This is a genomic window from Ketobacter sp. GenoA1 (genome assembly GCF_003671475.1).
In the GTDB taxonomy this organism is placed as follows: domain Bacteria; phylum Pseudomonadota; class Gammaproteobacteria; order Pseudomonadales; family Ketobacteraceae; genus Ketobacter.
Genome location: NZ_RCHM01000046.1, coordinates 224322 through 250289 on the forward strand (window position 1 = coordinate 224322; position 25968 = coordinate 250289).

Here is a 25968-nt window from a genome sequence, read left to right on the forward strand (position 1 = left end):
GGGCATGGCGTCTGCGATCGGTGTTTACTGTTTGGGGATCGGCCAGGCGATGGATTTGGTCTCCAGGTATTGATTGAAGCCGGCCTCACCATTCTGACGGCCGATACCGCTGAACTTATAACCACCGAAGGGAATATCAACCCCATGGGCGGCACCGCCGTTAATGGACATAACACCGGCTCGAATCCGGCGCGCCACGGCCATGGCACGGTCCAGGGATCCCGAGTGAACACTGCCCACCAGACCATAGCGGCTTTCGTTGGCAATGCGCACGGCATCGTCGTCATCCTCAAACGGAATCAACACCAGCACCGGGCCGAAAATCTCTTCCTGGGCAATGGTCATCTTGTTGTCCACATGTGTGAACAGAGTTGGTTCAACATAGTAACCCGTGGGGAACGCCGCCGGCCGGTTGCCACCCAGGGCAAGGGTCGCGCCTTCGGCGATGCCGGTGTCGATCAGGCTCAGCACCCGGTCGCGCTGCCGGGCAGACACCAGCGGGCCCATCATCACATCGGCACGTTGCGGGTCACCATAAGGCGCCATCTGCATGATGCCCTTGACCTTGGCACAAACCTCTTCGTAGCGGGCCTTGGGCACCAGCATGCGCGTGGGAATACCACAGCCCTGACCGGCGTGGAAGCACACCGCCAATGCCCCCATCAAGGCGGAGTCAAAGTTGGCGTCGTCAAGAATAATATTGGCGGACTTGCCGCCGAGTTCGAGGAATACACGCTTCATGGTGGCAGCACCCTTCTCCATAATGCGCTGGCCCACCGCCGTCGAACCGGTGAAGGAAATCGCATCCACCGCGGGGGACAGGGTGAGCGCCTCGCCCAGCAGATGATCCGACGAGGTAACGATGTTCAACACACCCGCTGGGATATCGGTCTTCTGCGCCGCCACGCGACCGATGAAAGTTGCGCTCCACGGGGTATCCGGCGCGGGCTTCAGCACCAGGGTATTGCCCGTGGCCAGGGCCTGGGCAATCTTGTTGATGGCCACCTCAAAGGGGAAATTCCAGGGAATGATGGCCCCCACCACCCCCATTGGCTCCTTCCAGATACGGCGGGCATTGGGTTCGCCCTGGTTGCCTTTTCCATCGGGCAGCTCAATCTCCCAATCGAACCGGTCCATCAGCTCAATGGGGTAATCCAGCGCTTCCGGAAACGACGCATCCAGCTGCTGGCGAATCGTCGTCATGCGGGGGCAGCCCGCTTCCTGGATCAGCTGTTCACGCAATTCCTCACGCTCCTCCATGATCCCGTCGCGCAGCTGAATCAGGCACTTTTTACGGAATTCCCGGTTGGTGGACCAATCGGTTTCATCAAAGGCGCGGCGGGCCGCAGCAATGGCACGCTGCATGTCCGCGCGGGTGGCATCGGCCACAACACCAATGACCTCTTCGGTAGCCGGGTTGATGTTGTTGAAGGTCGCACCGTGCTCTGCCTCCACCAGCTCACCATCGATCAGCATGCGGGTCTCGGGATTGATCTGGGGCAGTTTGGGTTTCTCCTGCCCGGCGCTTGCAGCACGCTGCACCTGGGGTGCGCTGGCGGTACCACCGGCAGCACCACCGCCCACACCCCGCAGAAAGTTAACGATCATCTTGGCGCTGGGGAACACGTCCGACACCGCCGAGCTGGTGAAGCCCACATCGGTGATCAGCGTGATGCCACTGACCACCGCGGCAGCATCACTGCACAGGTAAACCAGGGGGCCGGCCTGCTCCATTGGTGTGGACACCTCAACACCGGCCTCTGCACGGTAATCCTTGCCGAAGGTCAGCCACGAATCGGCGTTGTCACGGGCCAGGGGCGTGTCGGTGGGCCCCGGCAGGATGGCGTTAATACGAACCCCTTTCTTCAGGAACGGCATGGCCATGCGCGCCACGTAAGCACACACCGCCTGCTTGGTGAACATGTAGCTGCACTTGCCGTGCTCCACCGCCCACTGGGTTGCCTGGTCATAATCGTCGATGGCGAGAAATTCGATCAGCTCAGGCAGATTGGCTTCCCAGCCCATGCCGGCCGCCGATGAAATCAAACCGATGGCCGCCCCCTGATTGAACATCTCCGCCGCAAACATCTGGTCGATCAGGTAGCGATGGCCGATAAAATTGATACGCTCAATGCCGGGGGTGCCATCGGCAACACCGGCGCAACTGAACAGCGCATCAATCCTGCCGCCACACTCAATCAACGCCTGATCGATCGATTGTTTGTCGGCCAGATCCACGAACAGCGTCCGCACACTTTCCAGAGTAATCTCGCCGCGGTCCATGACCACCACTTCCGCACCCGCATCGCGCACCAGTTCCGCCGTTGCGGCACCCATGCCGGTTGCCCCGCCTACCACCAAAACGCGCTTGTTGCGGTAGCTAAACTTATCGAACAAGGACATTGCACTCTCCTAATAGACCACTCAGTTGTCATTATTTTTCATTACTATACATCATTGTTGATTATAAAGGAATTTGCATATATTGAATTCAGTGGTGCTGTCAGCGGTGGGGAGGCAGGTAAAGCGATTGCTCAGCGGTTAGCCACACCGTATATTGAGGTGCACCCTAACCGATACAAGGAAGACATCCGACATGGCTTGGAAGAATCAGCTGGATTTTGTTTCGCTTGGCTCAAGAGGCATACGCGGCTCTAAAAAGGTACCAAAAAGCTGCATCGAATCCGCAGAATACATCATCCAGTGTTATGCCAACGGCAAGTTGCTCGACTGGAAGGCAGGTGATTCGCGGGAACCTCACGTTTACGCCCATTTCGGCAACAAAAGCATCAATATCAGCGATACCGCCAATTTCCATCTGAGTGCCAGCGGCCTCAAAGATTATGCGTTCACCGGCCTCCCCGTGGAAGGACAGGGTCTGATCTGCCTGAACAAAACCAAAAAGGACCTTGGCTACAATATGCACCTGGGCGCTGTGGTGGCGGTCAATGCGGAAGATGGCAAGGTGCTGATCAGCAACATGATGGAACAAGCCCACATGGCCGTTTCCCTCACCACCATAGAATATATCGAGATCTCCAGCGTTACTGAGTTCATTACGTTGAACTTTGGTGACGATGGCCCGGCCAGCTATGCGCTGGGTTTGTTGGATTTGTGATGACACTGAGCCGGCAACGGAGCCTAAGCCATGGATGTACAACTTAACCATAAAACCGCCCTGGTCAGTGGCGCCCACCGGGGCACCGGCAATGTCATTGCCACCACGCTGGCAGAAGAAAGGCTGACCGGCGGATTGGGCATCGTTACAGCAACACATCGTGCAGCATGACTTTCCCAACCCCTGTGGCCGCCTGGCCACCCGTCAGGAAGTGGCTGATTTGGTTGTGTTTCTTGCCAGCCCCCGGGCGGGTTTTATTAACGGGCAGAATATTCGGGTGGATGGTGGCGCGGTGCGTTACGTTTAGGGCTGGTTAATAACCCATTTTGGTTTTCTATGCCTTTTGTTAACTGGTTACCCTTTTTCAGGCCCTGGCAGCCTGCTAACCAGGGCTTTTGCGACTATATTTGCATTAAGAGTTTGATTCTTAAAAAGCTTATTGCAGAATATGGCCAGCCTTCCCAAACCTAAAATCAATTTATCCATCGCCGTAAAGTACGCCGTCAGCATTACGTTGCTGATCGTTATGGGCATGGGCATCCTGGCGTTGGTGACCTTTCGTGATCAGTCTGAAGTACATGAAAAACTGCAAAAAGATTTTGGACGCATCATCTCGCAACAGATTGCCAACAGCGCCGTAGAACCCTTCTTTACCGAGGACGAGTTCAAGCTGGGTGTATTGCTTAGTAATCTCAGCAACAACAACCGCGTTGCCGGTGTGGTGATTCTGGATCATGACTTTACGGTGGTGGCCAAAACCGGAATTGAGATTCCGCAATCGGCCATCGTCCAGTCCATAAAACTCAATCAACATGTGCGGCCCTTCGCCCAGTGGGATAACCACCCCAACCAGAATGTTGTCATCTATGTGAGCCCCATCGTTTTCAAAGACGTAACCGGCGGCTACGCGGCGCTGGCCGTGAACAATCAGAGCGTTGCCACCCTGCTGTCAAAATCACTACATACTTTTATTGTAATGAGCGTTGTGCTGTGCATCAGTGTCAGCCTGCTGGGGATCGCCATGGCACATAAATTCTCCCAGCCCATTACCTCGCTGGCCGCTGCAACCCGGGATTTGCAACAGGGGAAACTGAAGCACATTCCTGAGCGGCGTTCGGATGAGCTGGGCATGCTGATCAACGCCATTAACAACATGAGCAACGGCTTGATCCAAAAAGACCAGGTGGAGGCCATGCTGAACAAACTGGTTGACCGTGACATAGCCCAAAAGGTACTGGGCGGCGTTCAGGAAGTTGAACTGGGCGGAGAGCACGTGGAGGCCACCGTACTGTTTGCCGATATCGTGGGCTTTACCAACATCTCAGAGAGCCTCTCGCCGCAGGAGGTCAGCAACCTGCTCAACGAGTACTACAATTACTTTAATCAATGCGCCAAATTTTACTTTGGTACCGTGGACAAATTTATTGGCGATGCAGTGATGCTGGTGTTTGGTGCACCAAAGCCGGATAAGGATCATCAGTATCATGCGTTGGCCTGTGCGGTATTGATGAATCAACTGGTTCGCCGGTTGAATCAGATACGGCGGGAAAAGGGATTGTACGAAGTCAATCTGCGCATCGGCATCAATTCCGGCAGTATGCTGGCCGGACTCATAGGCGGCAGCAATCGAATGCAGTACACGGTGGTGGGTGATGCCGTTAACCTTGCCTCCCGTCTGTGCAGCGAGGCTGGCTCCTCCCAGATTATTATTGAGGAATCCATGTACAACGCCATCATCCAAACACATAAAATCAACGCCGAATCACGCAAGCAGATTAAAGTACGGGGCAAAGCCGAACCCGTCGCCATTTATCACGTGCATGATATAGAGCAACCCAATGCGCATGTGGTGGATAACCTGATCGATGACATTCTCAGTAAGCCATACAGCCGCAACGACAGTAACCCGATCACCCTGGACAAACCCATTACCATCGATCAATCCGCCCATGGCAAAATTCATTGATCGCCTGCGGCTGTGCCCACAGGCCAACCCCATCCTGCCCACTATGCCGAGCATAAAGTTACTGGCCCTGATCTGCTGCCTGGGGCTCACTGCCTGTGCCTCTCTATCCATACCCAAACAACCTTCCGATGATTACATTGCCGGGTTGCTGGCGGAGAACCAGTTTGACACCGCGCTCAAAGCGGTGGATCACTGGCAGGATAACTACCCCAATGATCTAGAGCTGCCAAAGCAACGCAAACACATCACCCAAGCCATCAGCCGCTTTGAATACACTACCCTGGCCACCGCGCAACAGCTGGATAACAAGGGGCAATGGCAAGAGGCCAAAAGCGTGTATGAAAGCGCTTTGGAAAAGGTGCCCTCCAGCCCGGCATTACAGAACGCCTACAGTGAATTCAGCGTTCGCCATCTGACCTACCTGAACGGGCTGAAAGAAGATCTGGATGTCGCGCAGGCCAGGCACTGGCTAAACATCAGTGCAGACATAAAAGCACTGTACCAGGCCGCACCCAATGATCCTGAGGCCCGGGCCTGGCAGGAAAAAAGCCATGAGGAACGCGAGCGCCTGGCCCGCCGCATGGTGAACTACGGTTTGGCCCATGAAGAAAAGGAACACTTTGGTACTGCGGCACTGCGCTATGATCTGGCCTATCAACTGGACCCCGGTGAATTTACCAAACCCTACCATGAGCGGGCGGTAAAAACCTTTGCGCAACGCAAGGCAAAACAGAAAAAGCGTGCCCGCGAAGATCAGAAGCGCCAGCGCTCAAAGCTGAGCCTGCTGATCGAAGAGTTTGATCAGCATCTGGCGCAGCGTGAGTTTCGCCTTGCCAGAAAAACCCTGCGCGCCATGGAGGTGATTGACGCCAAATCACCGGAGGTACTGAAACGCAGAGACCAACTGGATCAGCAGCGCAGCATTGCCTTGAATCAGGCTATTCAGGATGGCAAAAATTTCTACACAAAGGGTGAATTTGACAACGCCATTGATGCCTGGCAGCGCGCACTGCGGCTTGACCCCGACAACAAGGAACTGAAAGAAAACATTCAGCGGGCAGAAAAATTTCGTGAAAATCTGCAACGCCTGAAGCAGGGATCGTAGCGCTCCTGCTGACCCATATGCCAACTCTTCAGCCCTGTGCCCCGGATACGTAAGCGGCGGTTAAAGCATCTGTGGGGGCCTCAAACAACTGCCGGCACTGGCCAAATTCGATTAATTTCCCAACCCGCTCACGCATCCAGAAGAAGCCTACGTAGTTCGCCACGCGGCGGGCCTGAGCCAGATTGTGGGTAACGATCACCAGAGTGTAACGGCCACGCAAGCGCATGATCAGCTCTTCCACCACTCTGGATGAAATGGGGTCAAGGGCACTGCAAGGTTCATCCATCAACAGAATTTCCGGCTCCAACACCAACGCCCGCGCAATACACAGCCGTTGCTGTTGACCGCCCGACAAGCTCAAGGCAGAGCTGTCTAACCGATCACAGACTTCATCCCACAAGCCCACGCCCTTAAGGGCTTGTTTGATCTTACGCTTTCGCAGGTGAGGATCACGCACACCGTGCTCCTTCAGTGGTAGATCCAAATTGCGCCGGATGGACAAGGGAAAGGGGTTGGGCCGTTGGAAAATCATACCGATACGGCGGCGCAGGGCCAGCGTATCAACGGATTCCTGCCGCAGGTTATGGCCATCAAACAGAATCTGCCCACGCACCTGCACGCCGGGATGGTAATCGGTAAGCCGGTTCAGGGTTGAAAGAAAACTGGTCTTGCCACACCCGGAAGGGCCAATCAGAGCGGTGATGCATCCCTTGTGGATATCCAGGGATACATCGGCCAGTACCGCGTTGTTACCATAATAAACGGCAAGGTCTCGCACTTGCAGAATGGGGCTGGGCACACAACAGGCGGCTTTCTGCTCCATCTCCCCCAGGGTATAGGCAGCTGTAGGTTGATCAATCATCATTGGCTTATCCTCCGCTTGAACCAGTTGTCTACCAGGCTCTGTGCCAGCCCATTGAGCAAAACAATCAGCACGATCAGCACCAGGGCTGAACCATATGCCGCGCCATCGCCCCCGGTCACATTCATCGACAAGTCAAATATATGTACCGCCAGCACTCTGCCGGAGTCCAATGGTGATTCCGGCATGCGGTCGACATAACCACTGGTAAACAACAGGGCCGCGGTTTCTGCGGTGGCCCGACCAATACCAAGCACCAAACCCGCCAGAATGGCCGGGCGCGCCGCCGGCAGTAACACATGACAAACTGCCGCAGCCCGGGTCATACCGAGTGCCCACGCCCCCTGGCGCCAATCGTCACTCACCTGCCGCAGGCCGGATTCACAGGTGCGGATAAACACCGGTAAAATCATGCACGCCAATGTCAAACCACCGGCTAACAACGAATACCCCAGCCCCATGTAGACGCTAAAAAACGCGTTACCAAACAGCCCGTACACAATGGACGGTATCCCGGCCAGAACATCCAGCGTAATACCGGTGTAGGCGGCGAAGCCACGCTGCTTGGGTGCAAACTCCGACAACCAAATGGCCACACCCAATCCCAAAGGCAACGCGGCAGCCAACGCAATCACCAGTACCCACAGGGTGGACACCAGAACAGGTGCTATGCCACCGGCACGGCCGGCATCCCTGGGTTCGGTGACCAGAAAAGCCCAGGAAATCCGTGCAGCACCTTCGCTGACGACGTCCGTCAACACCCACACCAATGCGGCAACCACCAGGGCCGCAGCAGCGAAAACCACAGTGGAAAAAACACGGTCAATCATGGCGGGCAAACTTCCGCTGGTGACGGCCCAGCCGATAAGCCATCCAGGATAGCCCCCACACCACCAACGTCAGCAATAAGCCGGAGGCAAACAAACTGGCCCGGTGTTCGCCCACGGCGTAGGCCATTTCCAAAGCCATATTGGCGGTGAGCACACGCACCGGTTCAAACAGGGTTGCAGGAATCTGAACGACGTTGCCCGCCACCATCAGTACCGCCATGGTTTCCCCCAATGCACGCGCCGCGGCCAGTATGGTACCGGCCACAATACCGGAGCGGGCGGCGGGCAGCATGATGTGGATAATCTGTGAAGTGCGGCGCAGGCCCAACGCTATTGCCCCTGTGTGCAGCTCCCGGGGAACACTGGCCAAGGCGGAAGCGCTGGTTAGCGCAATGGTGGGCAGTATCATCAAAGACAACACCAGTATTGCCGCCAACAGGGAAGCACCAGGGGGTTGCCATTGAGTGATCCAGGGCACCAGCCGGGTTAACCCCCACAGCCCAAACACTACAGAGGGGATTCCCGCCAACAGATTGAGCAACAGGCGAAAGCCGCGCGCAAATGCCGCAGACGCGTAAAATTCCAGATAAATCCCATTGATCAGCCCCAATGGTAAAGCAATCAGAATGGCGCCCAGCATAACGGCCAGCGACGCCAGAATCATGGGCGCCAACCCAAACCGGCCCTCCAGCGGATACCAGCCTGGATTCTGCAACAGGTTCGCAAACAAACGGTTGCCGCCGTGCCCGGTGTCGGCGCTGACCAGGAAAGGCCAGGCTTCACTCATCAAGAACAGTAAAATGGTGAGCAACAGGGCCACCATGCCGGCCGTCAACAGGGCCAGCGAGGCATTCCAGCGGCCGTCTTTGGATCTCAGGTGATCCAGGCACTTTGCCATCATTGCTTCACCTGGGAACAACAAAGAACTGATCTGCAATAAGATCCGCCACCGCTTCCGATTGCGCGAACGCTATAAAACGGCGCGCCAGTGGCGACGGGGATTTCCCGGTGAGCAGATTGAGCGGACGCGCCAACGGAAACCTGTGGGCCTGCACTTCAGCAACCGAGGCTGCAACGCCTTCCAGCGGCAGGCGTTTTATGGTCACGCCTCTTGCCTGGCTGAACTCAGCCGCACCGATGGACACGTAACCGATTGCCCCCGGGTTTCCTGCCACGGTTTTAATGCCTTGTTCGTTATCCCCGATGATAATGCTCGGCCTTACCTGGCTGTTTTTCAGTGCAAAATAATTGAGGAACAGCTCCAGCGTGGAATGCCCTTCGGCTTTGTTGACAACGGTGATGGAAAGATCACGGCCGCCAACGTCTTTCCAGTTGCGGATCTTTCCGGTGTAGATGTCGATGATCTGGGTGTTGCTTAACGAGCTTATGGGGTTGGAGCGATGGACGATGATACCCACACCATCAATGGCAATGGTATGTACACGCAAACCCGTCTCCGTTGGTTTGAGATTGCGGGAGGCCATACCGATGTGGGCCAAACCGGTACGGGTATCGTTCACACCGCGGGTGGAACCGCCGGTTTGTACATCGATCCGCACCTGCGGATGCTGCTGTTCGTATCGTTTGGCCATCTCCAGCACCAACGGTGCCACGGTACTTGATCCGGTCAGAATGAGTCGGTTATCCGCCGCCTGCACACCGTACGCACTCAGGCACAGGGCCACCGCCAACAAAAGCCCGGTCAGTCGCTGGAACATGACAGTTTCCTCATGGTGTTACAGACGGTCTCCCGCGACGCACCCTGTGGGTGGGCAGCCACCAACGCCTCCACCCGGGCCTGAAGCACTGAAAAGCAACGCCTGAAGCCATCCCGTTCGCTTTCCGGATCGAGTGCAGCATTGGCGGGATCGGGCAACCCCCAATGTACGATTTCATAATCACCGTAAAACGTGGGGCAAACCTCGGCAGCAGCGTTATCACACACCGTTAACACCAGATCCAACCGCGGAGCGTCCGCCTGAGTGAACTCATCCCAACTCTTACTGCGTACGCTGTTTTGTTCCTGGGGCAGCAACTGGGCTATTTGTTCGATGGCCAGTGGGTTAACTTTACCGGTGGGCTGGCTTCCCGCACTGAACGCCCGAAACAGGGGTGCCCCCACACTGTTGAGCAGGGCTTCCGCCATAATAGAGCGCGCAGAGTTGCCGGTACAAAGCACCAGCACATTAAGCCGCTTACCCTGATCGGAGGTTGATGCAACGTTCTCAGCAGAGGTCAGCAACATGAGCTTGCTCCCGCCTGATCAACAAGGGCATCGGTTACAGACTCGGTACAGCCGTCGAACAAACCAAAGTGCGTATCGAAGTTACCAAAGAACTCAAAGTGTTCACGAAACCGGGTTTCCCGCAGCATGGACCAGGTGTTACCGCAAACCGGAAACACTTTACCGGTGGGCATGACATGATGGTCATCCAGCACAAAATGATGAGGCTGATGCTGAATCGTGCCCAGGTAGCGCACCGCCTGGCCGTAGTCTTCACAGGCAGTTTCCAATGTATCAAGCTTGAACAACCGATAGGTTGTTGATGTAAATTGAACATGGCCGATCTTTTCAGCCAGATTGGAATCATCGATGGCAAGGGGCCGGCTTTCCACCCGGCGCGGATCGATAAACCCGGCTTTGGCGGCTAGCCGCAGAAAATCCTGTTGGTAGAGGGCGCCACCCAGGCACTCACCGTAAATTACCGGATCGTTTTGCAGGGCTGCCGGGATGCGGCGATCTGCGTACACGTCGGAAAAATACAGTTCGCCCCCGGGTTTTAATAAGCGGGCGATGTTGTGCAGAACCGCTTCTTTGTCGGTGGATAAATTCACCACGCAATTGGATACGATGACATCAAAGCTTTCTGGCTCCAGATCCAGCTCATCCAATTGTTCGATGTATCCGGTCAGAAACCGGCAATTATCATAGCCAAAGGTAGTGGCGTGATAGGCTTGGTGGCTGCGGGCCACTGCCAATTGCTCGGCTGTCATATCCACGCCCACCACAGACCCCGCTGCACCCACCAATTGCGCCAGCAGGTAAACATCACGGCCAGCGCCACACCCCAGATCCAGCACGCGACACCCTTCCAAGGCCGGGGGGCACACCAGTCCGCAACCGTAATAACGGCTAAGGACTTCCCCATGCACGTTCGCCAACAGTGGCTTTAACCATCCCGGTATGGCACCGGGGTCACAACAGGCACTGGTTTTCAGATCGTCACTGGATTGAAGTTGACGCCCATAATAATCCTGAACTGCCTCTCGCATGTCGCTTCTCCTGATCTTACTTGGTTGAATCACTGGGTATCATTTAAACGCCAGTCATAATCCAGAAAACTGATGTCCAACGCCCCTGCCTGCAACGCTGCAATGCTGGCTTCGGACCACGGCAATGCGTGCTTGTAAAGCCCGAAGAATTCAGACAGAGAATTCGAACCTCGCCATCCTGCCTCGAAATCACCTCGATACCATTTGAAGATGGACGATATTTGCATGCTGCCATTGCTGACACGATTACGGGACGAATCCGTTAGAAAGCGCATGGTCTGCTGCTCCAATTGCTTTTCCAATTGGCTGCCCGTGTAAGCTTCCTCACGCAATGCCGGACAGCCAACGCTGGCACAGTTGACCGCAAAATGGATGCGCGGATCATTGTATCGACCCGACCCGCGAATGAGATCGTGTTCGATATAATCCAGGGATACCTTGTCATTAAACAGCGGTATAAACTCCTCTTTCCACGGCGATGAGAAAAAACCACCCAGATCTTTAATGGATTCAACATCGGGGTATTCGCTTAAGATCAGCTCCACCGTCCAGGCGTTGTAGGCATTAATAAGGAAAGCCAATTGCTCTGGCTTCGAAAACGCGTCAAAGCGACTACGGGGTAGTGCAGAAAGCGTTTCTAAGTATGCAGTCAGGTTTGCCCTGTTTTGTTGCAAGGCACTGTAGTCCACCTGAGTGGATGATCCGCCCTGAATGGGCACCACATGCGATTTCACCAGATTATCCCAAAGGGAGTGATCGAAGGTTTCTGCCTGTACCCAGGATGAGCACAGAGCTATGACAAAAGCAGCCAACAGTTGTTTTAACATGATTTACGCTCTCCTCCAGGTATGGTAGCGCTGTAGCCATTCCAGTATGCGTTGCGGTGCGTGGTCTTTCTTCCACACTCCCGCCACGTATTTATTCGACTCCGCCCAGGTTGGATAGGCATGGATCGTGCCCAGGATCTTGTTCAAACCGAGCCCATGCTTCATGGCCAGCACAAATTCGGCCAGCAACTCTCCGGCGTGCTCACCGACGATGGTGGCGCCCAGGATTCGATCCTTGCCCGGTTCGGTGAGCACTTTGACAAAGCCCCGGGTTTCCCCTTCCACAATGGCGCGATCCAGATCATCCAGTTGATAACGGCTGATTTCATATTCAATGTTCTGCTCGCTGGCCTCACGCTCATTGAGGCCAACCCGTGCAATCTCCGGTTCCATAAACGTGGTAGCGGGGATCACCCGATAATCCACTTTGAATTTTTTTAACTGGCCGAATAAGCCGTTTACCGCGGCATACCAGGCTTGGTGCGCCGCCACATGGGTAAACTGGTAAGGCCCAACCACATCACCCACCGCCAATATATTGGGATACATTGTTTGCAGGTAATCATCCGTTGTAACCGTACGATCGGTTTTAATGCCCAATGCCTCCAGGCCAAACCCTGAGGTTCGAGGCACGCGACCCACCGCGCACAGCAGCTGATCGAACTCGATGTCATGCTGCATTCCCTCATGCTCAACCACCAGGTATTGACGGGCACCCTGCCGATAACAGCGCAGCGCTTTGTGATCTGTTAATACCTTAACCCCTTCCTGCTCCAGGGTTTGTCGGGCAAAGGCGGAGACTTCATCGTCCTCGCGCAGCAAAAGCCGGCTTGCCATTTCAACCTGGGTTACCTGCACCCCAAGGCGGGAGAAGCTTTGTGACAGCTCGCAGCCTATGGGGCCGCCACCCAGCACCACCAGACGCCCGGGGGGCTCCTGCAATTGCGCAAAGGTATCCCACAGCGTATCACTGGTCACGTAGTCCACTTCATCCAAACCCGGCAACGGTGGCACAAAGGGCCGGGCTCCGGTGGCAATGACAATGGTTCGACTGGTAAGCCGGGTAAGGTCACCGTCACTTGATTCAATCTCAACGGTCCAGGGATCGATTAAACGGCCATACCCTTGTTTTACTTCAACACCCAATTCGGTATAACGCTCAACGCTGTCATGAGGTGCAATGGCCGCAATTTTCTCGTGAATACCCTGCATGACTTTGCTAAACGAGATGCGGGCCGGCCCGCTGCTGACACCGTAATCACCGGCCTTCTTGATCTGGTGTGCCACCTTGGCACTTTTGATCAGCGCTTTACTGGGGACGCAGCCAAAGTTCAAACAGTCGCCACCCATCTTATGGGCTTCAACCAACGTCACTTTGGCATTCACCGCTGCGGCAATGTACGCGGATACCAATCCGCCCGCGCCGGCCCCGAGGACAATCAGGTTACGATCGAACGATGACGGCTTGCGCCAACCCCGATAGGCACGCCGGGCCTGTAAACTATTGACCAGTTTCTTGGCGAACAACGGAAACAGGCCCAGTAACGCGAACGAGAGCAACAACGATGGGGAAATAATGCCACCCAAACTCTCGATCTGGGCCAACTGGGTTCCCGCGTTAACATAAACGATGGTTCCCGCCAGCATACCCACCTGACTGACCCAGTAAAACGTCGCGGCTCTGATGGTGGTCAGCCCCATCACCAGATTGATTAAGAAGAATGGAAAGATCGGTACCAGCCTTAGTGTGAACAGATAGAATCCGCCCTCCTGTTCCACTCCCGCATTGATTTGCTGCATGCGCTGCCGGAAGCGCCGTTCAACGGATTCACGCAATAGATAGCGGGATGCCAGAAACGCCAGAGTGGCCCCCAAACTGCTGGCAAACGACACCAGAATCGTGCCATACACCAGGCCGAACAGGGCCCCTGCGGCTAACGTCATGACCGCCGCACCGGGCAGGGACAACGCAGTCACCACGACGTACAGAACGAAGAATCCCGCCATCACAAACCACAGGGATTCCGTTTTCCAGCGCTCAAACTGGGACAGGCTGGATTTCAGCCCTTCCAAGGTCAGAGTGTGATTCAGATCCAGAGCAAAAAACAGCAGCACGACCAGCGCAATTACGCCGACGATAATAAGCTTCTTCATAGCTGAGCCCCCGCCAATGCACCGGCGCAGCTACTACCCTGCCCTGCTGTACAACCAAAACAATGATCCGCCACCGCAATGGGCTGATCGATGTCAACGGCATTGTTCAAGTCAATTAAATGCATGCGCTGATTGCCCCGCAACGGAATGTTCAACTGTTGATTAAAATCACAGTCATATAGATAGCCTTTCCAATCCACACTCACCAGTGACCGGCACATCACCGTATCCAGGTGTTGCGGATGAAAGCTGTCTTTCAACAGTTGCATGTAGCTGTAGAACTGCCCCTTCGATATCAAGGTGGAACCGAAGCGTTGAATGGGCATGTTGGTGATGACGTACAACCGGTTAAACCGAATACTGAACTCATCATTCAGAATGCGCTTGTAGTCGGCCTCCAACTCGCCTTGCTCAGGTGGAAGCGTTGGGCCCTGCGGGTTATACACCAGATTCAACAACAGGCCACTATCATCATGGCCGTATCCCAATGCGTTCAGGCGCTGCAAAGCGTCAATGCTTTTCGAGAACACGCCTTTGCCCCGTTGCTGATCCACGTTCTTGGTGGAATAACAGGGCAACGAGGCGATTATCTCTACCTGGTGTTTGGCAAGAAACTCTGCCAGCAAGTGCTGTTCCGGCTCCAACAGAATGGTCAGGTTGCAGCGATCCACAACATGGATATGGGCAGCCCTGGCCTGCTGCACCAGCTCACGGAACTGCGGGTGCATTTCGGGTGCGCCACCGGTAAGGTCGAGCGTGGTCATGCCTGCGGCCTGCATGGCGGGAACAATCAGGCGCACTGTATCCGCCGACATCATTTCCGTGCGATGGGGCCCAGCATTAACATGGCAGTGGATGCAACGTTGATTACATTGATAGCCTAGATTTACCTGCAACGTGGTGGTTGCACCGCGACGCAGGCTGGGAAAATGCGTCGCATTCAGTAGGGGGAGTATTTTATGCATCGACTGCTCCTGCATACGTAGAGTCTATGAAATGGATTGCGCAGATTGGGTTTTGTTACACTGAAGATCCGAAAATACTGCTTTTTTGTGGTAGCGCTGCTGTAGCAGAAAGCACAGCAACAGTGTGCCGCCCTGAGCCAGGGCAATCCAAGGGGATACGTGGAACTGTAATAGGCCTTCGGCCGGACTGATATTGCCGCCATGGCAGTAGCTCAACACCGCGAATGCACAAAAATAGAATAGCCAAGCGCGCCCCATCAAAACCGTGATGGGTAACAACCACAGCCAATACCAACTGTTAACCACTGGGGACACTAACAATAAGCACAACAGCGCCAAATCCACAGGCGGGTAATGATTGTTTACCCTGGAACGCCACCTGATCCACAACACGGCCAAGCCGACCAGCAACACAAGCGCGCTGGTTTCACGGGCATAACCCGCCGGGGCGACCGCTTCAATCAATCGAAACAGCAAGGGGTTAAAACGCCACTCACGGGCAAAGGTTTGCAGTGAATACCATTCGCTGCCACTTAGCTGCAGCAAAGGTGCATACAGCAATGCCAAAGTGATGCCGCAGTACAACAACACTTTCATAAACCAGCCAAAATGAACGGGATAATTCCGTAACGCCTGCACCTGCACAAGAACAAACGGCAGCACCACAAGCGCAGATATTTTGGCGCCCAGTGCAATGCCTAACGCCACACCGGTAAGAAGCGGGCGCCGTTGCTGCCAGCCATAAAGGCACCAGATAAGCGCCAGTGCCACCATCAGATCAGGGTGAGCACTGGCAATGGCCTCTTTCAGTAGCAACGGATGGATCGCGTAGGCAGTGAGCCAGCGGCAGGATACCCCCATGGCATACAGGCTCAGCAGGATGCACACATCGGTGAGCACCAGCAGCCCTTGCAGCGCGGTGAGATTACCGGGGGCGATGTAATAGGCCAGAGCAAACACATACTGCAACACCGGGCCATAGATCGAAGGCAACTCCGGATAGTTGATGTTATTCAGTATCCATTGCCACTGCTGGGGCAACTGGGCCTGTGAAAAAAAGAATTCCGGTGGATGCTGCCAGGGGGGAAGGAACAACGCTGTTTGCCGACCATCCCATAGATAGCGAAAGTAATCGTCCTCCAGCAAGGGCCAGGCCATGGCCGCTATCACACGCAGCACCACCGCCAACAACAGTACCTGCCCCAGGGTGGGCGCGATGTCCTTGCGCAGGGCCAGGATCACCAAGGCACCCAAGCCCAGCGCCGAAGAAAGCAGCGTGAACACCAGCTCACGCTGCGGGTTGGTTCCGAGGTCACTGTTACCGCCGAGGTACAGCATTATTGCTGCTGACAAAGCCAGCAACAATAATGCCTTCCTGCCTCGGACCAGAGACACGTTAAAACGCGTGGGTATAAGTAAGGCCGGCAATTTCATCGTCCGCTACGGTATTGCGACCGTCCGTCAAGGTAGCCAGGGTGAAGGCGATCCCCTGGCTGGGTCCAACGGCGTAGTTCAAAGAGAACTTCACCAACTCCCGCTCTTCATTCACCTCTTGGAAGCGTTCCGGGGTAAAACCGGGGCCGCCGATATCCAAATCACCGCCGTAGCGCTTGTTCGAGTAACCAAGGCTCAGCCCCAGGGCGCTGGTGGGATTGTACTGGGCAGACAGATGAACAAAGCTTGCTTCGGGCACATCTCCACTGCGGTACTCGTATCCCAGCTCTGCGCTGACACCCCAGTTAAGCCCTACCTGCTTACCCACCAGCGCCGATGCCTGAAATCCGTTTTCGGCTTTGCCGAGGGCGGCAAGGCGATCACCTTCGTAATCCCCCTTGATGATCGCGGCACCGCGCAGCGTGATGGTGGGAACATTGTTTGCCGTGGCAAACTCATCCATCACCCGCCAACTTACACCGATGGTCGAGTCGGTAAAACCACTGTCCCGATCGGCGCTGCCCGCCTCCACCTCGCCGTAGCCGATCAAGGCATCCAGTGCCAGGTTGTCGCTGATCCCATAGTTGATCAGCAACGCGGTATCATTGCGCTCAAAACTGCTGGCTGCCCCACCGGTAATGGCGCTTGCAGCAAGCTCATCATCGCCAATGTAGGCATCATCACCTTCCTGTTGCGTGTAATTGATCGATACCAATGTCTCCCCGGGAATGGGCAACCAGGGCGAGGTACCTTCAGCAACAGAAAGGCCCGGCAGTGTCAGTAATGCAGGTACTAACCATAACGTTCTATTCATCATTGCGATCCTTTCGATACTTTGGATTAATTGGGGTTAAAGTTTGAAGCGACGCTTCAGATATACGCTCACGGCTTCCTGCTCCCGGGAGGTCAGATCCGCCTGCGGCAGCTTCTGCAACAGCTCCTGAGCACTGCTTTTGTTCAGGTCGAACCCCGGCATGGAACAACTCTCACAGGCAATTTTCACAGCAAAGACCCGTTTACCCAGGTTGTAGTTCGCCTTATCTCCGGTTTGTGCGTGGCCCACCGCATCCGAACCTGATGCCAACGCCAGGGAGGAGGCCATACTCATGAACAGGATTAGCGCACAGTGAGAGAGCTTGTTTGGGTTTCGCATCGTGTATCTCCTTATTTGTAGGGGGTATGGTTTTGATCTAATAAAAGGTGTGGTTTAACGCCACGGCGTTGTTGCCACCAGAATCTGGCCAGCATGCCGATGATGTCCCTGCCTGCGCGCAGCACCCCCAGTACGGTACCGCCGATTTTGGAGTGGCCGCCCAGCCGCGCCCGCCAGCGCACGGGCACTTCCACCACGCATAATTGCGCGCGATAGGCACTTAACTGCATCTCGATCGTCCATCCGAAATCGCGATCGACCATGTGCAACTGATCAAAGGCATGCCGGGTGATGGCACGCAGCGGGCCGAGATCCTGTACCGGGTAACCCCACAGAGTACGCATCAGCGTGCAGGCCAGTTGATTTCCAAAACGCTGGGCCGTGGTCATCGACCCGGGTTCTGCATAGGTCCGCACTCCAATGGCAAGGTCGGCACCCTGCATCAGGGCAACCAGTAGATTCCAGCTGTCGTCAATGGCCACCGCACCGTCGCCATCCACAAACAGCAGCACCTCACCGCGACTGGCTTGCACACCCTGCCAACAGGCTTCGCCGTACCCCAGTTTGGGTGCCCGTATCACCTTAACGCCGTGCTGCCGGGCAATGGCCGCAGTACTGTCGGTGGATCCGTTATCCACCACCAACAACTCCCAGCGCAGCGGTAGATTGCAGCGCGCAACGAACTTCAGAATCTGCACCAGCACCAAGCCAATACAGTTGGCTTCGTTATGGGCGGGGATAATGATGCTGACCAGGTGGTTGGGTTTCACAAGTTCACTTCCTGAAAAATCTGTGCAGCCATACTAGGTATCCACACAGGCCACTTCCTCACGGAAGTTTCACAAAACCTTCAATTAAGTTTCGCAATGAGGCGTGAGCAACATTGAAGTCCGGGGTCAGGGTAAGCGGATTGATTAAAAACCAAGCACAAGAAGTGCAGGGATTGTAATTCCCCAAAGAGGTGCTGGTGTTCTTGTTGGGGGTTTTAGGTGAGGGTTTTAGGTGGGGTATTTCGTTAGACTATCAGGCGTGGGTGGAAACCGGCAGGGATTTACCGGATCCAGCGATTTCTCCGGTGCGGAACCATTCTCAGCATGCTTACACGCAATGGTATATTTTGCAGGTGTAAATAGGCGTTAATCTGCTTGCCTCAAGCAGGCTGGTGATTATCAGCGCCACCATCAACTGCTGTCGCAACCTTTGTGAAAAACCACGAGTGCTTTTCGCCTCTGAAGCCAGCTCGCTGCACCGTGGCTGGGGAAAAGGTGCCTGTGCCAGCGGCCAGGGAAGGAAAGGAAAGGAAAGATGCCCCTGATCCAGGGCGCGAATACGCAGACACACCAAAATGTGATCGCCGTCACGCTTTGGCACCAATAGGCACCATAACCAGCCCATCTACTTGAGACAATCTATCAACAAACTAGAGTTAACTTTATCAGCTATCTCTGACAAGAAGCTGCATGGATTGAATTCATTTGCTCTTAGCAACGAACACAACTTTCACTTCATATACTCCGGACGAAAGCCCGTACCGACTAAGGAAGTAGTTTATGACTGATCCACAAATCGAAGTTATGCAACATTTGGCGAAGGCACCTGCTTTGGTATTTCTAATTGTTGCCGCTTCAGACGGAAAGGTTGACCAGAAAGAAATCAAACAGTTCGGCAAGATACTTAAAGATAACGCGTATGAGCCGCTCTTTGTGGCAATGCAGAAAACCAATATGTCGATGGTCGATCTCATCTTATCGGTAAAGAACAGCAACAATTCCCCCATAGAAGATTTGGCCTTAATCCGGCGCATTCTGGATCAAATGATGCCGGAAAATGTCGCCAAGACCTATAAGGTAATGCTGTTGATGCTGGCCAAGAGTATTGCCGAAGCCTCAGGCGGATTTCTGGGTATTTTTGGCAGCAAAATCAGCCAAGAAGAGAAGCTTGCTCTGGCTGCTATCGCCAGTACCTTGGGTGTACTGGAAGAGGGTAGTCAAACCGAAGCCAAGCCCGCTGCTGACTCTCAGTATCAGAGCGTGGCAGACCTGCCCGACAATCTATTCCCGGCTTTAAAGACAGCAGAGTGGGGAAAAGACGCGAAAGGCAGTGTTGTCATGAACACGATATTTGAGGCAAGTGATCCGATACAGTATGAGCCGGTTATCGGCTACGCCATTGACAGCCCTGAAGCCATCACGTTTTTAAACTGCGACATGATTGCGGAATCAATGACGGTTCAAGACGTACATGCGCGTGCTTTAATGAACCTAGAAGCACGGTTACTGGGTAACGCTACGTGGGAGCCACTGAAATATGATGTCGATTCCAGCTCGAAAGAACCCATATCAGGATTGGTTCTAACCGGGGATTACTATTGCAGCGAAGCCATGCTAAGTGAAACGCTTTTACAACAGGCCCATGACAAACTTGGCTCTGAACTGATCATGGTAATGGCGCCAGAACGAGGCAAATTGTTTGCTACACAAATCGTCAGCCAACAGGATCCAGAACCCGAACGGATTCTCTTCGCCAGCTTTGCCATCGCGCAATTTTTTAACCCGGAACAGGCACCAATATCGCCCAATGTGTGGATTTCACTTAATGGCAGTATTGTGGGCCATATTAAAGGAATGGATGACATTATTGCCTCCGCCAAAAAGCATGCAGAGGCTGACATGCAGCGAGAGGAAGAACAATTGCCCCATAAGGCGGGAACGTTCTCAGATGGTAGCGGTGTCGGCATACGCATAAAAGTGCAGGCACACAACATCGAAATCATGTTCAAGAATTTGCAGCATATTATCCGTGGCTATGTTCAGCATGGCATAAAAGATGACAAGTTCACCGGCGCCATTGACGTTGTGCTGGAGATCAAGGATTCCCAATTTAACCCAGCAATGATAGATGCACTAAAAACCGAACTGGATGATATGTTTGATTTCTTAACTAATCAGTGTTCGAGCTTAGGATTTCGAGGTAAGGATAATTCAGCGATCAGGCTCAATTATGAAGTCAGTGCCTGAACGTAAGAAGCACTCAATATAAAGCATTCCGGCTCATCGATGCTTTTCATCGATGAGCCCGCTGGTAATCCGTTGAGCAATTCTTTTTCCGGCATCTACGCAATGCGGAACTTTACTCACACTAATAATAGCCACAACTTCATTCCTTGTATTCAGAACTGGCCCACCTGAATCACCCCGGCAAGCGCCAGAAGAAAATGAGATCAACTTTTCGTCTAAAGCTGCATTTTCCAGTGGTCGCGATTTTTTTATACCGTAGTACCCCCATTCATCTTCACCAAAACCCCAAGCAATAAAGGGAGTATTTTTTTGTGTATAAGATGCAATTGGAACAGGTGTAACAGGCAACACATCAGTGGAAACTAAGGAAACAACATCGTTCCCAAGAAAATCGTTTACGGTTTTGATGGTGGCAGAAGACCTGGGTGATATTTTAGTGACATCAAACCACTGAACCGTGTCATGCAAAATATTATCTCCAACACCTATTTTTACAGTATTGGATGGGTAGTATGTTTGGGCTTTTAAACCATAAACGCAATGAGTTGCGGTTAACACTTCGTTAGCACCCACAACCACACCACTGCAAAAATCTTTTTTGCCTGTGATTTTGATGGCCACAATGGCGTTACTATCGAAACCATACTGTGTGTTTTTATATCCTGTTTCAGAAACAGGGGCAGCACTGGTCTGATTAACGCTAACGCCCAGATAGAGCATCACAAGTAAAAAACGATTAAACAAACGCATAATGAAATTGGCTGACATTTCCATTACCTTTGAAATGTCAGCCCTGTTCCTTGTATTTGTTGGAGGATTAAATTGATTCTTCAGCTTATGGGAACGTAGAGCGGAAATACGAGATCCAGCTTGCGTATTGTGGCGTTAACCGCACCATGCGGTCTGCGCGACTGACATTCTCACATGAAGAGGAAGACGCCGTTCCACCACAAGTGGATTGAATATCGTGTGCAGTATAATAGACTGATCCGTCATTTCCTACATTGCCGTTGCCGTATAGATACAGAGGTGAACCGCTCATTCCCGCTGACCCATCACAAGACATTCTGAAATTACGATTGTAGCCATCGCCATCCAGATTGGTACCATTACCTACCGAGCACGATGCTGCATCGCCGTACAAGTGGAATGGGCTGCACACTGTCAAATCTGTTGTACAGGTAGGGCACTTGGCAGGGTCGGCTGGATCGTCGATACGCGGGTTATTGGCAGGGCCGGCGTTACATGAGGGATAACCACGACTGAATTTGGATACCGTGTTGAGCGAACCCATAGGAGCGTACCAGTAGCCCATCCAACCCACGTTATTACCCAACCGATCAGGGATGACAATAATACCAAAATCGTACTGCTCACGATTGCTCACACTGCTCTGACGCCATTGGCTGGGGGTAAAATACCAGTATGTTTTACCGATGCTGGGGCAATCATCAGTGCTGGAATTTGGGCATCCGGGCATAGTGGTGGAAGCTTTCCAATCAGTGCCATTGCGCCCTACACGTGCAGATAAAGCAAAAAAGTTATCGGTAGCCGAGGTGTTAATGCAGTGTGCTGCAGTAACGATGTGACGGGGGCCAACCAAGGTGCCGGAACAACCGCTATTAGAGCCACCGTAATCAAAATTCGCAATGGTGCGCCAGGGCCAAGCGTTGATTTCGGTGTTGAGCGAACCCAACCGAACACGATTGTCATCGTTAAAGCTCCAGCCCATTGGATAATACTGGCGCTTATCCACCGCCTCTACTCGCTCTGTGGTTTCTGATTTTATCTCACCCACAAAGCTGTCGTTTTGCTTCTCATTCACGGCAACTCGAAAGGTCAGCTCACGAATTTCGACCGGTATGAAGAAGTTAAACTCATTGCGTGTTTCAGGTTTATAGGCTGAAAAACTGTCTACGGTTGGAACATCGTCTGGCGCATATTCGCTGTAGCCATCAATACGATTAAAACTTTCATCGGCTTTTGCTTCAGGCTGCTCCGGATTGCCTTTACTAATCGTATTGCCTTTGCGTAACCAGTCGATTCGCACAGGGGGCAGCCCTGCCAAGCGTTCGCCCGTGGTTTTTTGCAAGTTGATCAACATGGATTCCGATTCATCAACCAATTCATAGGCATCCTTGAAGATGCTTTTGTCATTAGCGTATTTTTCGTGGACCCGAATTACATATTCAACCTGGGTTTCATCACTCGTAAAGCGCTTTTCCACGTAGGATTCACCCTTTGAGAAAGCACTACCGCTGAACAGCAGCACACAAGCCGCCAGTGAAGCGGATAGAGTGGATGGGATTTTCCGTAGCATTCCATTTGACATTGTTGTTTCCTGAAGAGGTCGTTGTAGGATGGGGCTATCTTAATGAGGGATGCAGTGAAGGTAAGTAACAAGTGAGGCGCAGAAATGTGACATAGTTCCGCAATCGAACTTCCCGTTTCGGGTGTTTCGACAAGATGCCCCTACATTAATTTCACCCCCGAAAGTACAAGGGTTATATATCGCCGTTTTGCACTTCCTAAAGGTCTTACTATAATTCAGGTCTGATATGTTTGGTTGTGAGCAAACACCCCTAACCCATCAGATGTGAAAGTAGTTGATGTCTATATCCAGTTTTACACGGTTTTTAGTACTGATTGTTGCTTTATGTTCCTTAATCGCTGGTTGTTCTACCGCTGTCGAACGGCTAAACAAGCTGCATCAGCAAAATAGGGAAACAATGCGACATGAGATTAATGCCTTGCTCTCTGAGCCTGGCGATATTAATCGTCAATCTCCTGAGAAAGCGTTAACACCTTTGATGGCAGCAGCCTTCTTTGACCCGGAGCGCATACCGGGCATGATCGCCCAAGGGGCAGATGTAAATTATAGAACGCCTTTTGACGAGACTGCTTTACACATTCTTATGTTTCGGGAAGCCACATACAAAGGAATCTTCTGGGCTAGTGCCGGGTATGGCCCATATGAGGATACTCATGAGCTTGCTGCCATTGAAGCTTTGCTTCAAGCAGGCGCAAACCCAAATATCGGCGGACCTGGAGGCTCAACCCCAGCACACTTCGCTGCCAACCCCAAATACTACAAAGGCGATGATGAGTACTGGCTTGATATGCAGGTTGAGCGTATTGCCTTGCTCGTCAGGTATGGCGCCGATCTTTCTATCATAAACTCTAAAGGGTTTACCCCATATGAGATCTCCGTTCCGGCTCATGCTTGGGAACAGGAAGACCAATCTCCCTCCCAGGCAGCTTTTTCTCAGTTTCTTTTACTCGCCGAAAAGCGTGGAATAGAACAGGCGTATACCGCTCATATTGAACGCAAAACATCACTCGCCAAACAGGCTAAGGAAAGGGCCAGGGCCGAAGCAGAACGTAAACACCGCGAGGAAATCGCGCGCAGGAAAATGCGCGCCAAGGAGGAAGCCGTCGCCTCTTATATTGCCTCACACCCGAATCTGAACAACGCGTTATCGGAAGTGGTTCAGATCGGGAAGGAAAAAAGAGCGGTGGAATCGGTCCTCAGGCAAAATGCGTTCGGTGAAAGGTGTGAAACCGGCAGTAACAACACGTATTATCAATCTAAAACCTGTATGACGAGTTGGGAGGCCTTGAAGGCGAGTGCTGAAAGCCATTATTCGAGCCTTGATTCAGCCTACCGTAAGCAACGCAACTGGTTTGCCAACCTGTTTGGTGAAAGTGGCCATATCGTTAAAGCGCTGGTAGACGATCGCGTTGTGAATGCCCCAGCAGACGAAGCGGTCATGCAGCAATACGCACCGGCTCTGAGGCAACTCAGCAACATTACACAGGCCGAAGCTCGCGCCGAACGAGCTGAACAACGGCGCAAAGAACAGCAGATGATGGCTGACTTTATGAGTACGATTCAAAATTCGTTCGATAGGACGAACCAAATGCTGGACCGTAATATGGCTCAAACCCAGCAGGTGATTCAGCAGGCCTATGCGTCACAGAGAGCAAACGCTACCGCCCACCAATCTTCTTCCCACCAAGGAATACCTGAACTGGAAGACAAGTTGAACAATATTGATCGCACATTTGATTCACCAACCAGCTCCCGCTCAGGCAGCCTCGCTTCTGAAAACAATCAACCAGATATCCTCCTCAACAAGCCAGAAAGTAGCCATAGAGTCTGTGCCGGCCCATTTACCATGCCGGCTATCGACATGGTTGTAACAACCCAGGAATATAATGGAGGGCGTGCCAGTCAAAAATTTGAGTGTCCGGAAGGCACTATCCCTGTGCAGGAAGGTGCTCACAGCAACCAATTCACCAACTGGTTATTGCCAAGCAGGACAGAAGAGCCAGCAGGCAAGGGAAAGATTCGGGTCACTCGCAAGTCGTTTCGTTATGAATGCCTGTGCGCAAACAAAAAGAAAACCGGTTCTGGCGCAACCCAACAATAAACGGACCTTGCATGATTGTAATGCGATTGGGTAATCACAGGGGACGCATCATCAACCGTTATTTATCCTTTCCGGTGTGCCCCCCATCTGCAAGGCCATTGCTCCCTCGGGATAACGTTCTCCATAGATCGACACTGATGCAATTGCCTCATCAGGCTTAGTCAGCATATCGCTCCCGAGTTCGATCTCAACCGCAGCAGCATTTTCCGCCAAGCGTCGCAGGCTGCGTGTGCCCGGGTTCTCTTTAAAGAAACGGCCCAACAGGGTTTCATTGGTAAAAGGACCATACATATCGGCGGTATCCCACAGGGTTACCTGTTGCTGCAGCGCACTGGATAACACCTGCCTATTGACGGCATCATCACTGCTACCGTAAAAATCCGACATACCCATGCAACCCAGACCAATAGCTGAAAGCTCCAGCCCCTTCCCATCCCCGACGCAAGGCTTAGACCGGGGCAATGATCGTCACCATGCCCGTATCGCCAACGTACTGGCCATATCCAGACCCACTTTGCCGAGCCACTGGATATCAACGCACTGGCCGATATTGCCAGTATGAGTCAAAGCAGCCTGCACCAGCACTTCAACGCTGTGACCAAAGCCTCGCCCCTGCAATACATCAAGGCCATCCGCCTGCATCGGGCTCAGCACTTGTTAAGCGACAGCCAACTCAGTGTCAGCGAGGCCGCCTGGGAAGCTGGCTATCAAAGCCTTTCCCAATTCAGTCGTGAGTACAAACGGCTTTTTGGCGACGTACCGAGTCGAGCGGTGGGATCGGTGGTGGATTAACGACGATTCGCGGAATGCTTGGAATCCCACCTGGAGGAA

At 53.3% G+C, this 25968-nt stretch carries 25 protein-coding genes; 8 read left to right on the forward strand and 17 right to left on the reverse strand.

Translation table 11 applies throughout. The annotated features are described in order from the left end of the window. Nucleotides 1–24: 24 nt before the first annotated feature. Entirely contained in the window at nt 25–2403 is a 2379-nt protein-coding gene (locus tag D9N13_RS23525) for an aldehyde dehydrogenase family protein (protein WP_290594510.1), read from the reverse strand. 193 nt (nt 2404–2596) lie between these two features. On the opposite strand from D9N13_RS23525, the gene D9N13_RS23530 reads away from it, so the two are divergent. From D9N13_RS23530 to D9N13_RS23550, 5 genes are all read left to right on the forward strand, one after another. Next, on the forward strand, nt 2597–3118 hold the full coding sequence (locus D9N13_RS23530) for a hypothetical protein (RefSeq protein WP_290594512.1): 522 nt from the start codon (nt 2597–2599) through the stop codon (nt 3116–3118). Nucleotides 3119–3148: 30 nt separating this feature from the next. Then, complete coding sequence (locus D9N13_RS23535) at nt 3149–3289, forward strand: hypothetical protein (RefSeq protein WP_290594514.1); 141 nt, start codon at nt 3149–3151, stop codon at nt 3287–3289. After that, nucleotides 3279–3425: an SDR family oxidoreductase gene (locus D9N13_RS23540; protein WP_290594516.1), complete on the forward strand. Its 147-nt coding sequence runs from the start codon at nt 3279–3281 to the stop codon at nt 3423–3425. The genes D9N13_RS23535 and D9N13_RS23540 overlap by 11 nt, the downstream gene beginning before the upstream one ends. Nucleotides 3426–3566: 141 nt before the next feature. Further along, nucleotides 3567–5084, forward strand: a complete 1518-nt coding sequence (locus tag D9N13_RS23545; protein ID WP_290594518.1) for an adenylate/guanylate cyclase domain-containing protein — start codon at nt 3567–3569, stop codon at nt 5082–5084. After that, entirely contained in the window at nt 5068–6189 is a 1122-nt protein-coding gene (locus D9N13_RS23550; RefSeq protein WP_290594520.1) for a tetratricopeptide repeat protein, read from the forward strand. Before D9N13_RS23545 ends, D9N13_RS23550 begins: the two co-directional genes overlap by 17 nt. Before the next feature lie 28 nt (nt 6190–6217). Here D9N13_RS23550 and D9N13_RS23555 read toward each other — a convergent pair whose 3' ends face one another. Genes D9N13_RS23555 through D9N13_RS23615 form a run of 13 tightly spaced genes read right to left on the reverse strand, consistent with a single transcriptional unit; the run spans nt 6218 to nt 18457 of the window. After that, nucleotides 6218–7054 (reverse strand): phosphate ABC transporter ATP-binding protein, encoded by an 837-nt coding sequence (locus tag D9N13_RS23555; protein ID WP_290594521.1) that lies wholly within the window; start codon nt 7052–7054, stop codon nt 6218–6220. Next, complete coding sequence (gene pstA, locus D9N13_RS23560; RefSeq protein ID WP_290594523.1) at nt 7051–7881, reverse strand: phosphate ABC transporter permease PstA; 831 nt, start codon at nt 7879–7881, stop codon at nt 7051–7053. Before pstA ends, D9N13_RS23555 begins: the two co-directional genes overlap by 4 nt. Then, nucleotides 7874–8782 carry a phosphate ABC transporter permease subunit PstC gene (gene pstC / locus D9N13_RS23565; protein WP_290594524.1) on the reverse strand — a complete coding sequence of 303 codons (909 nt, stop codon included), beginning with the start codon at nt 8780–8782 and terminating at the stop codon, nt 7874–7876. The genes pstA and pstC overlap by 8 nt, the downstream gene beginning before the upstream one ends. 4 nt (nt 8783–8786) lie before the next feature. Further along, nucleotides 8787–9599 (reverse strand): phosphate ABC transporter substrate-binding protein, encoded by an 813-nt coding sequence (locus tag D9N13_RS23570; RefSeq protein ID WP_290594525.1) that lies wholly within the window; start codon nt 9597–9599, stop codon nt 8787–8789. Further along, nucleotides 9584–10126 carry an arsenate reductase ArsC gene (locus D9N13_RS23575; RefSeq protein WP_290594527.1) on the reverse strand — a complete coding sequence of 181 codons (543 nt, stop codon included), beginning with the start codon at nt 10124–10126 and terminating at the stop codon, nt 9584–9586. The genes D9N13_RS23570 and D9N13_RS23575 overlap by 16 nt, the downstream gene beginning before the upstream one ends. Continuing rightward, a complete protein-coding gene (locus tag D9N13_RS23580) occupies nt 10117–11154 on the reverse strand; it encodes a methyltransferase domain-containing protein (RefSeq protein ID WP_290594529.1) in 1038 nt (345 codons plus the stop codon). Before D9N13_RS23580 ends, D9N13_RS23575 begins: the two co-directional genes overlap by 10 nt. Before the next feature lie 29 nt (nt 11155–11183). Then, entirely contained in the window at nt 11184–11981 is a 798-nt protein-coding gene (locus tag D9N13_RS23585; protein WP_290594533.1) for a DUF547 domain-containing protein, read from the reverse strand. 3 nt (nt 11982–11984) lie between these two features. Then, nucleotides 11985–14135: an FAD-dependent oxidoreductase gene (locus D9N13_RS23590; protein WP_290594536.1), complete on the reverse strand. Its 2151-nt coding sequence runs from the start codon at nt 14133–14135 to the stop codon at nt 11985–11987. Continuing rightward, a complete protein-coding gene (arsS, locus tag D9N13_RS23595) occupies nt 14132–15100 on the reverse strand; it encodes an arsenosugar biosynthesis radical SAM (seleno)protein ArsS (RefSeq protein WP_290594541.1) in 969 nt (322 codons plus the stop codon). The genes D9N13_RS23590 and arsS overlap by 4 nt, the downstream gene beginning before the upstream one ends. Nucleotides 15101–15124: 24 nt before the next feature. After that, nucleotides 15125–16438 (reverse strand): hypothetical protein, encoded by a 1314-nt coding sequence (locus tag D9N13_RS23600; protein ID WP_290594547.1) that lies wholly within the window; start codon nt 16436–16438, stop codon nt 15125–15127. 58 nt (nt 16439–16496) lie between these two features. Further along, nucleotides 16497–17351, reverse strand: a complete 855-nt coding sequence (locus D9N13_RS23605; protein ID WP_290594552.1) for a transporter — start codon at nt 17349–17351, stop codon at nt 16497–16499. 33 nt (nt 17352–17384) lie between these two features. Next, the gene (locus D9N13_RS23610) at nt 17385–17687 is read right to left on the reverse strand and encodes a hypothetical protein (RefSeq protein ID WP_290594553.1); all 303 of its coding nucleotides are present in this window, start codon (nt 17685–17687) and stop codon (nt 17385–17387) included. A gap of 11 nt (nt 17688–17698) precedes the next feature. After that, nucleotides 17699–18457 carry a glycosyltransferase family 2 protein gene (locus D9N13_RS23615; protein ID WP_290594554.1) on the reverse strand — a complete coding sequence of 253 codons (759 nt, stop codon included), beginning with the start codon at nt 18455–18457 and terminating at the stop codon, nt 17699–17701. A 780-nt stretch (nt 18458–19237) separates the two neighbouring features. Here D9N13_RS23615 and D9N13_RS23620 point away from each other — a divergent pair. After that, nucleotides 19238–20704: a hypothetical protein gene (locus D9N13_RS23620; RefSeq protein ID WP_290594558.1), complete on the forward strand. Its 1467-nt coding sequence runs from the start codon at nt 19238–19240 to the stop codon at nt 20702–20704. 33 nt (nt 20705–20737) lie between these two features. On the opposite strand, the gene D9N13_RS23625 is transcribed toward D9N13_RS23620, so the two are convergent. Further along, nucleotides 20738–21472 (reverse strand): trypsin-like serine peptidase, encoded by a 735-nt coding sequence (locus D9N13_RS23625; RefSeq protein WP_290594568.1) that lies wholly within the window; start codon nt 21470–21472, stop codon nt 20738–20740. A 67-nt stretch (nt 21473–21539) separates the two neighbouring features. Continuing rightward, nucleotides 21540–23036, reverse strand: a complete 1497-nt coding sequence (locus D9N13_RS23630) for a trypsin-like serine peptidase (protein WP_290594574.1) — start codon at nt 23034–23036, stop codon at nt 21540–21542. Between the two features lie 274 nt (nt 23037–23310). Here D9N13_RS23630 and D9N13_RS23635 point away from each other — a divergent pair, with 274 nt between their 5' ends. Continuing rightward, complete coding sequence (locus D9N13_RS23635) at nt 23311–25137, forward strand: ankyrin repeat domain-containing protein (RefSeq protein ID WP_290594580.1); 1827 nt, start codon at nt 23311–23313, stop codon at nt 25135–25137. Nucleotides 25138–25188: 51 nt separating this feature from the next. Here the strand turns inward: D9N13_RS23635 and D9N13_RS23640 are convergent, their stop codons facing one another. Then, on the reverse strand, nt 25189–25599 hold the full coding sequence (locus D9N13_RS23640) for an aldo/keto reductase (protein WP_290594585.1): 411 nt from the start codon (nt 25597–25599) through the stop codon (nt 25189–25191). A gap of 87 nt (nt 25600–25686) precedes the next feature. Here D9N13_RS23640 and D9N13_RS23645 point away from each other — a divergent pair, with 87 nt between their 5' ends. Beyond that, complete coding sequence (locus tag D9N13_RS23645; RefSeq protein ID WP_290594707.1) at nt 25687–25929, forward strand: helix-turn-helix domain-containing protein; 243 nt, start codon at nt 25687–25689, stop codon at nt 25927–25929. Nucleotides 25930–25968 lie beyond the last annotated feature (39 nt).

Bases quoted from the DNA above. Each gene is read 5' to 3' on its own strand.
- D9N13_RS23525 (WP_290594510.1), bottom strand. From the start codon at position 2,403: ATGTCCTTGTTCGATAAGTTTAGCTACCGCAACAAGCGCGTTTTGGTG.
- D9N13_RS23530 (WP_290594512.1), top strand. From the start codon at position 2,597: ATGGCTTGGAAGAATCAGCTGGATTTTGTTTCGCTTGGCTCAAGAGGC.
- D9N13_RS23535 (WP_290594514.1), top strand. From the start codon at position 3,149: ATGGATGTACAACTTAACCATAAAACCGCCCTGGTCAGTGGCGCCCAC.
- D9N13_RS23545 (WP_290594518.1), top strand. From the start codon at position 3,567: ATGGCCAGCCTTCCCAAACCTAAAATCAATTTATCCATCGCCGTAAAG.
- D9N13_RS23550 (WP_290594520.1), top strand. From the start codon at position 5,068: ATGGCAAAATTCATTGATCGCCTGCGGCTGTGCCCACAGGCCAACCCC.
- D9N13_RS23555 (WP_290594521.1), bottom strand. From the start codon at position 7,054: ATGATGATTGATCAACCTACAGCTGCCTATACCCTGGGGGAGATGGAG.
- pstA (WP_290594523.1), bottom strand. From the start codon at position 7,881: ATGATTGACCGTGTTTTTTCCACTGTGGTTTTCGCTGCTGCGGCCCTG.
- pstC (WP_290594524.1), bottom strand. From the start codon at position 8,782: ATGATGGCAAAGTGCCTGGATCACCTGAGATCCAAAGACGGCCGCTGG.
- D9N13_RS23570 (WP_290594525.1), bottom strand. From the start codon at position 9,599: ATGTTCCAGCGACTGACCGGGCTTTTGTTGGCGGTGGCCCTGTGCCTG.
- D9N13_RS23575 (WP_290594527.1), bottom strand. From the start codon at position 10,126: ATGTTGCTGACCTCTGCTGAGAACGTTGCATCAACCTCCGATCAGGGT.
- D9N13_RS23580 (WP_290594529.1), bottom strand. From the start codon at position 11,154: ATGCGAGAGGCAGTTCAGGATTATTATGGGCGTCAACTTCAATCCAGT.
- D9N13_RS23585 (WP_290594533.1), bottom strand. From the start codon at position 11,981: ATGTTAAAACAACTGTTGGCTGCTTTTGTCATAGCTCTGTGCTCATCC.
- D9N13_RS23590 (WP_290594536.1), bottom strand. From the start codon at position 14,135: ATGAAGAAGCTTATTATCGTCGGCGTAATTGCGCTGGTCGTGCTGCTG.
- arsS (WP_290594541.1), bottom strand. From the start codon at position 15,100: ATGCATAAAATACTCCCCCTACTGAATGCGACGCATTTTCCCAGCCTG.
- D9N13_RS23600 (WP_290594547.1), bottom strand. From the start codon at position 16,438: ATGCTGTACCTCGGCGGTAACAGTGACCTCGGAACCAACCCGCAGCGT.
- D9N13_RS23605 (WP_290594552.1), bottom strand. From the start codon at position 17,351: ATGATGAATAGAACGTTATGGTTAGTACCTGCATTACTGACACTGCCG.
- D9N13_RS23610 (WP_290594553.1), bottom strand. From the start codon at position 17,687: ATGCGAAACCCAAACAAGCTCTCTCACTGTGCGCTAATCCTGTTCATG.
- D9N13_RS23620 (WP_290594558.1), top strand. From the start codon at position 19,238: ATGACTGATCCACAAATCGAAGTTATGCAACATTTGGCGAAGGCACCT.
- D9N13_RS23625 (WP_290594568.1), bottom strand. From the start codon at position 21,472: ATGTCAGCCAATTTCATTATGCGTTTGTTTAATCGTTTTTTACTTGTG.
- D9N13_RS23630 (WP_290594574.1), bottom strand. From the start codon at position 23,036: ATGTCAAATGGAATGCTACGGAAAATCCCATCCACTCTATCCGCTTCA.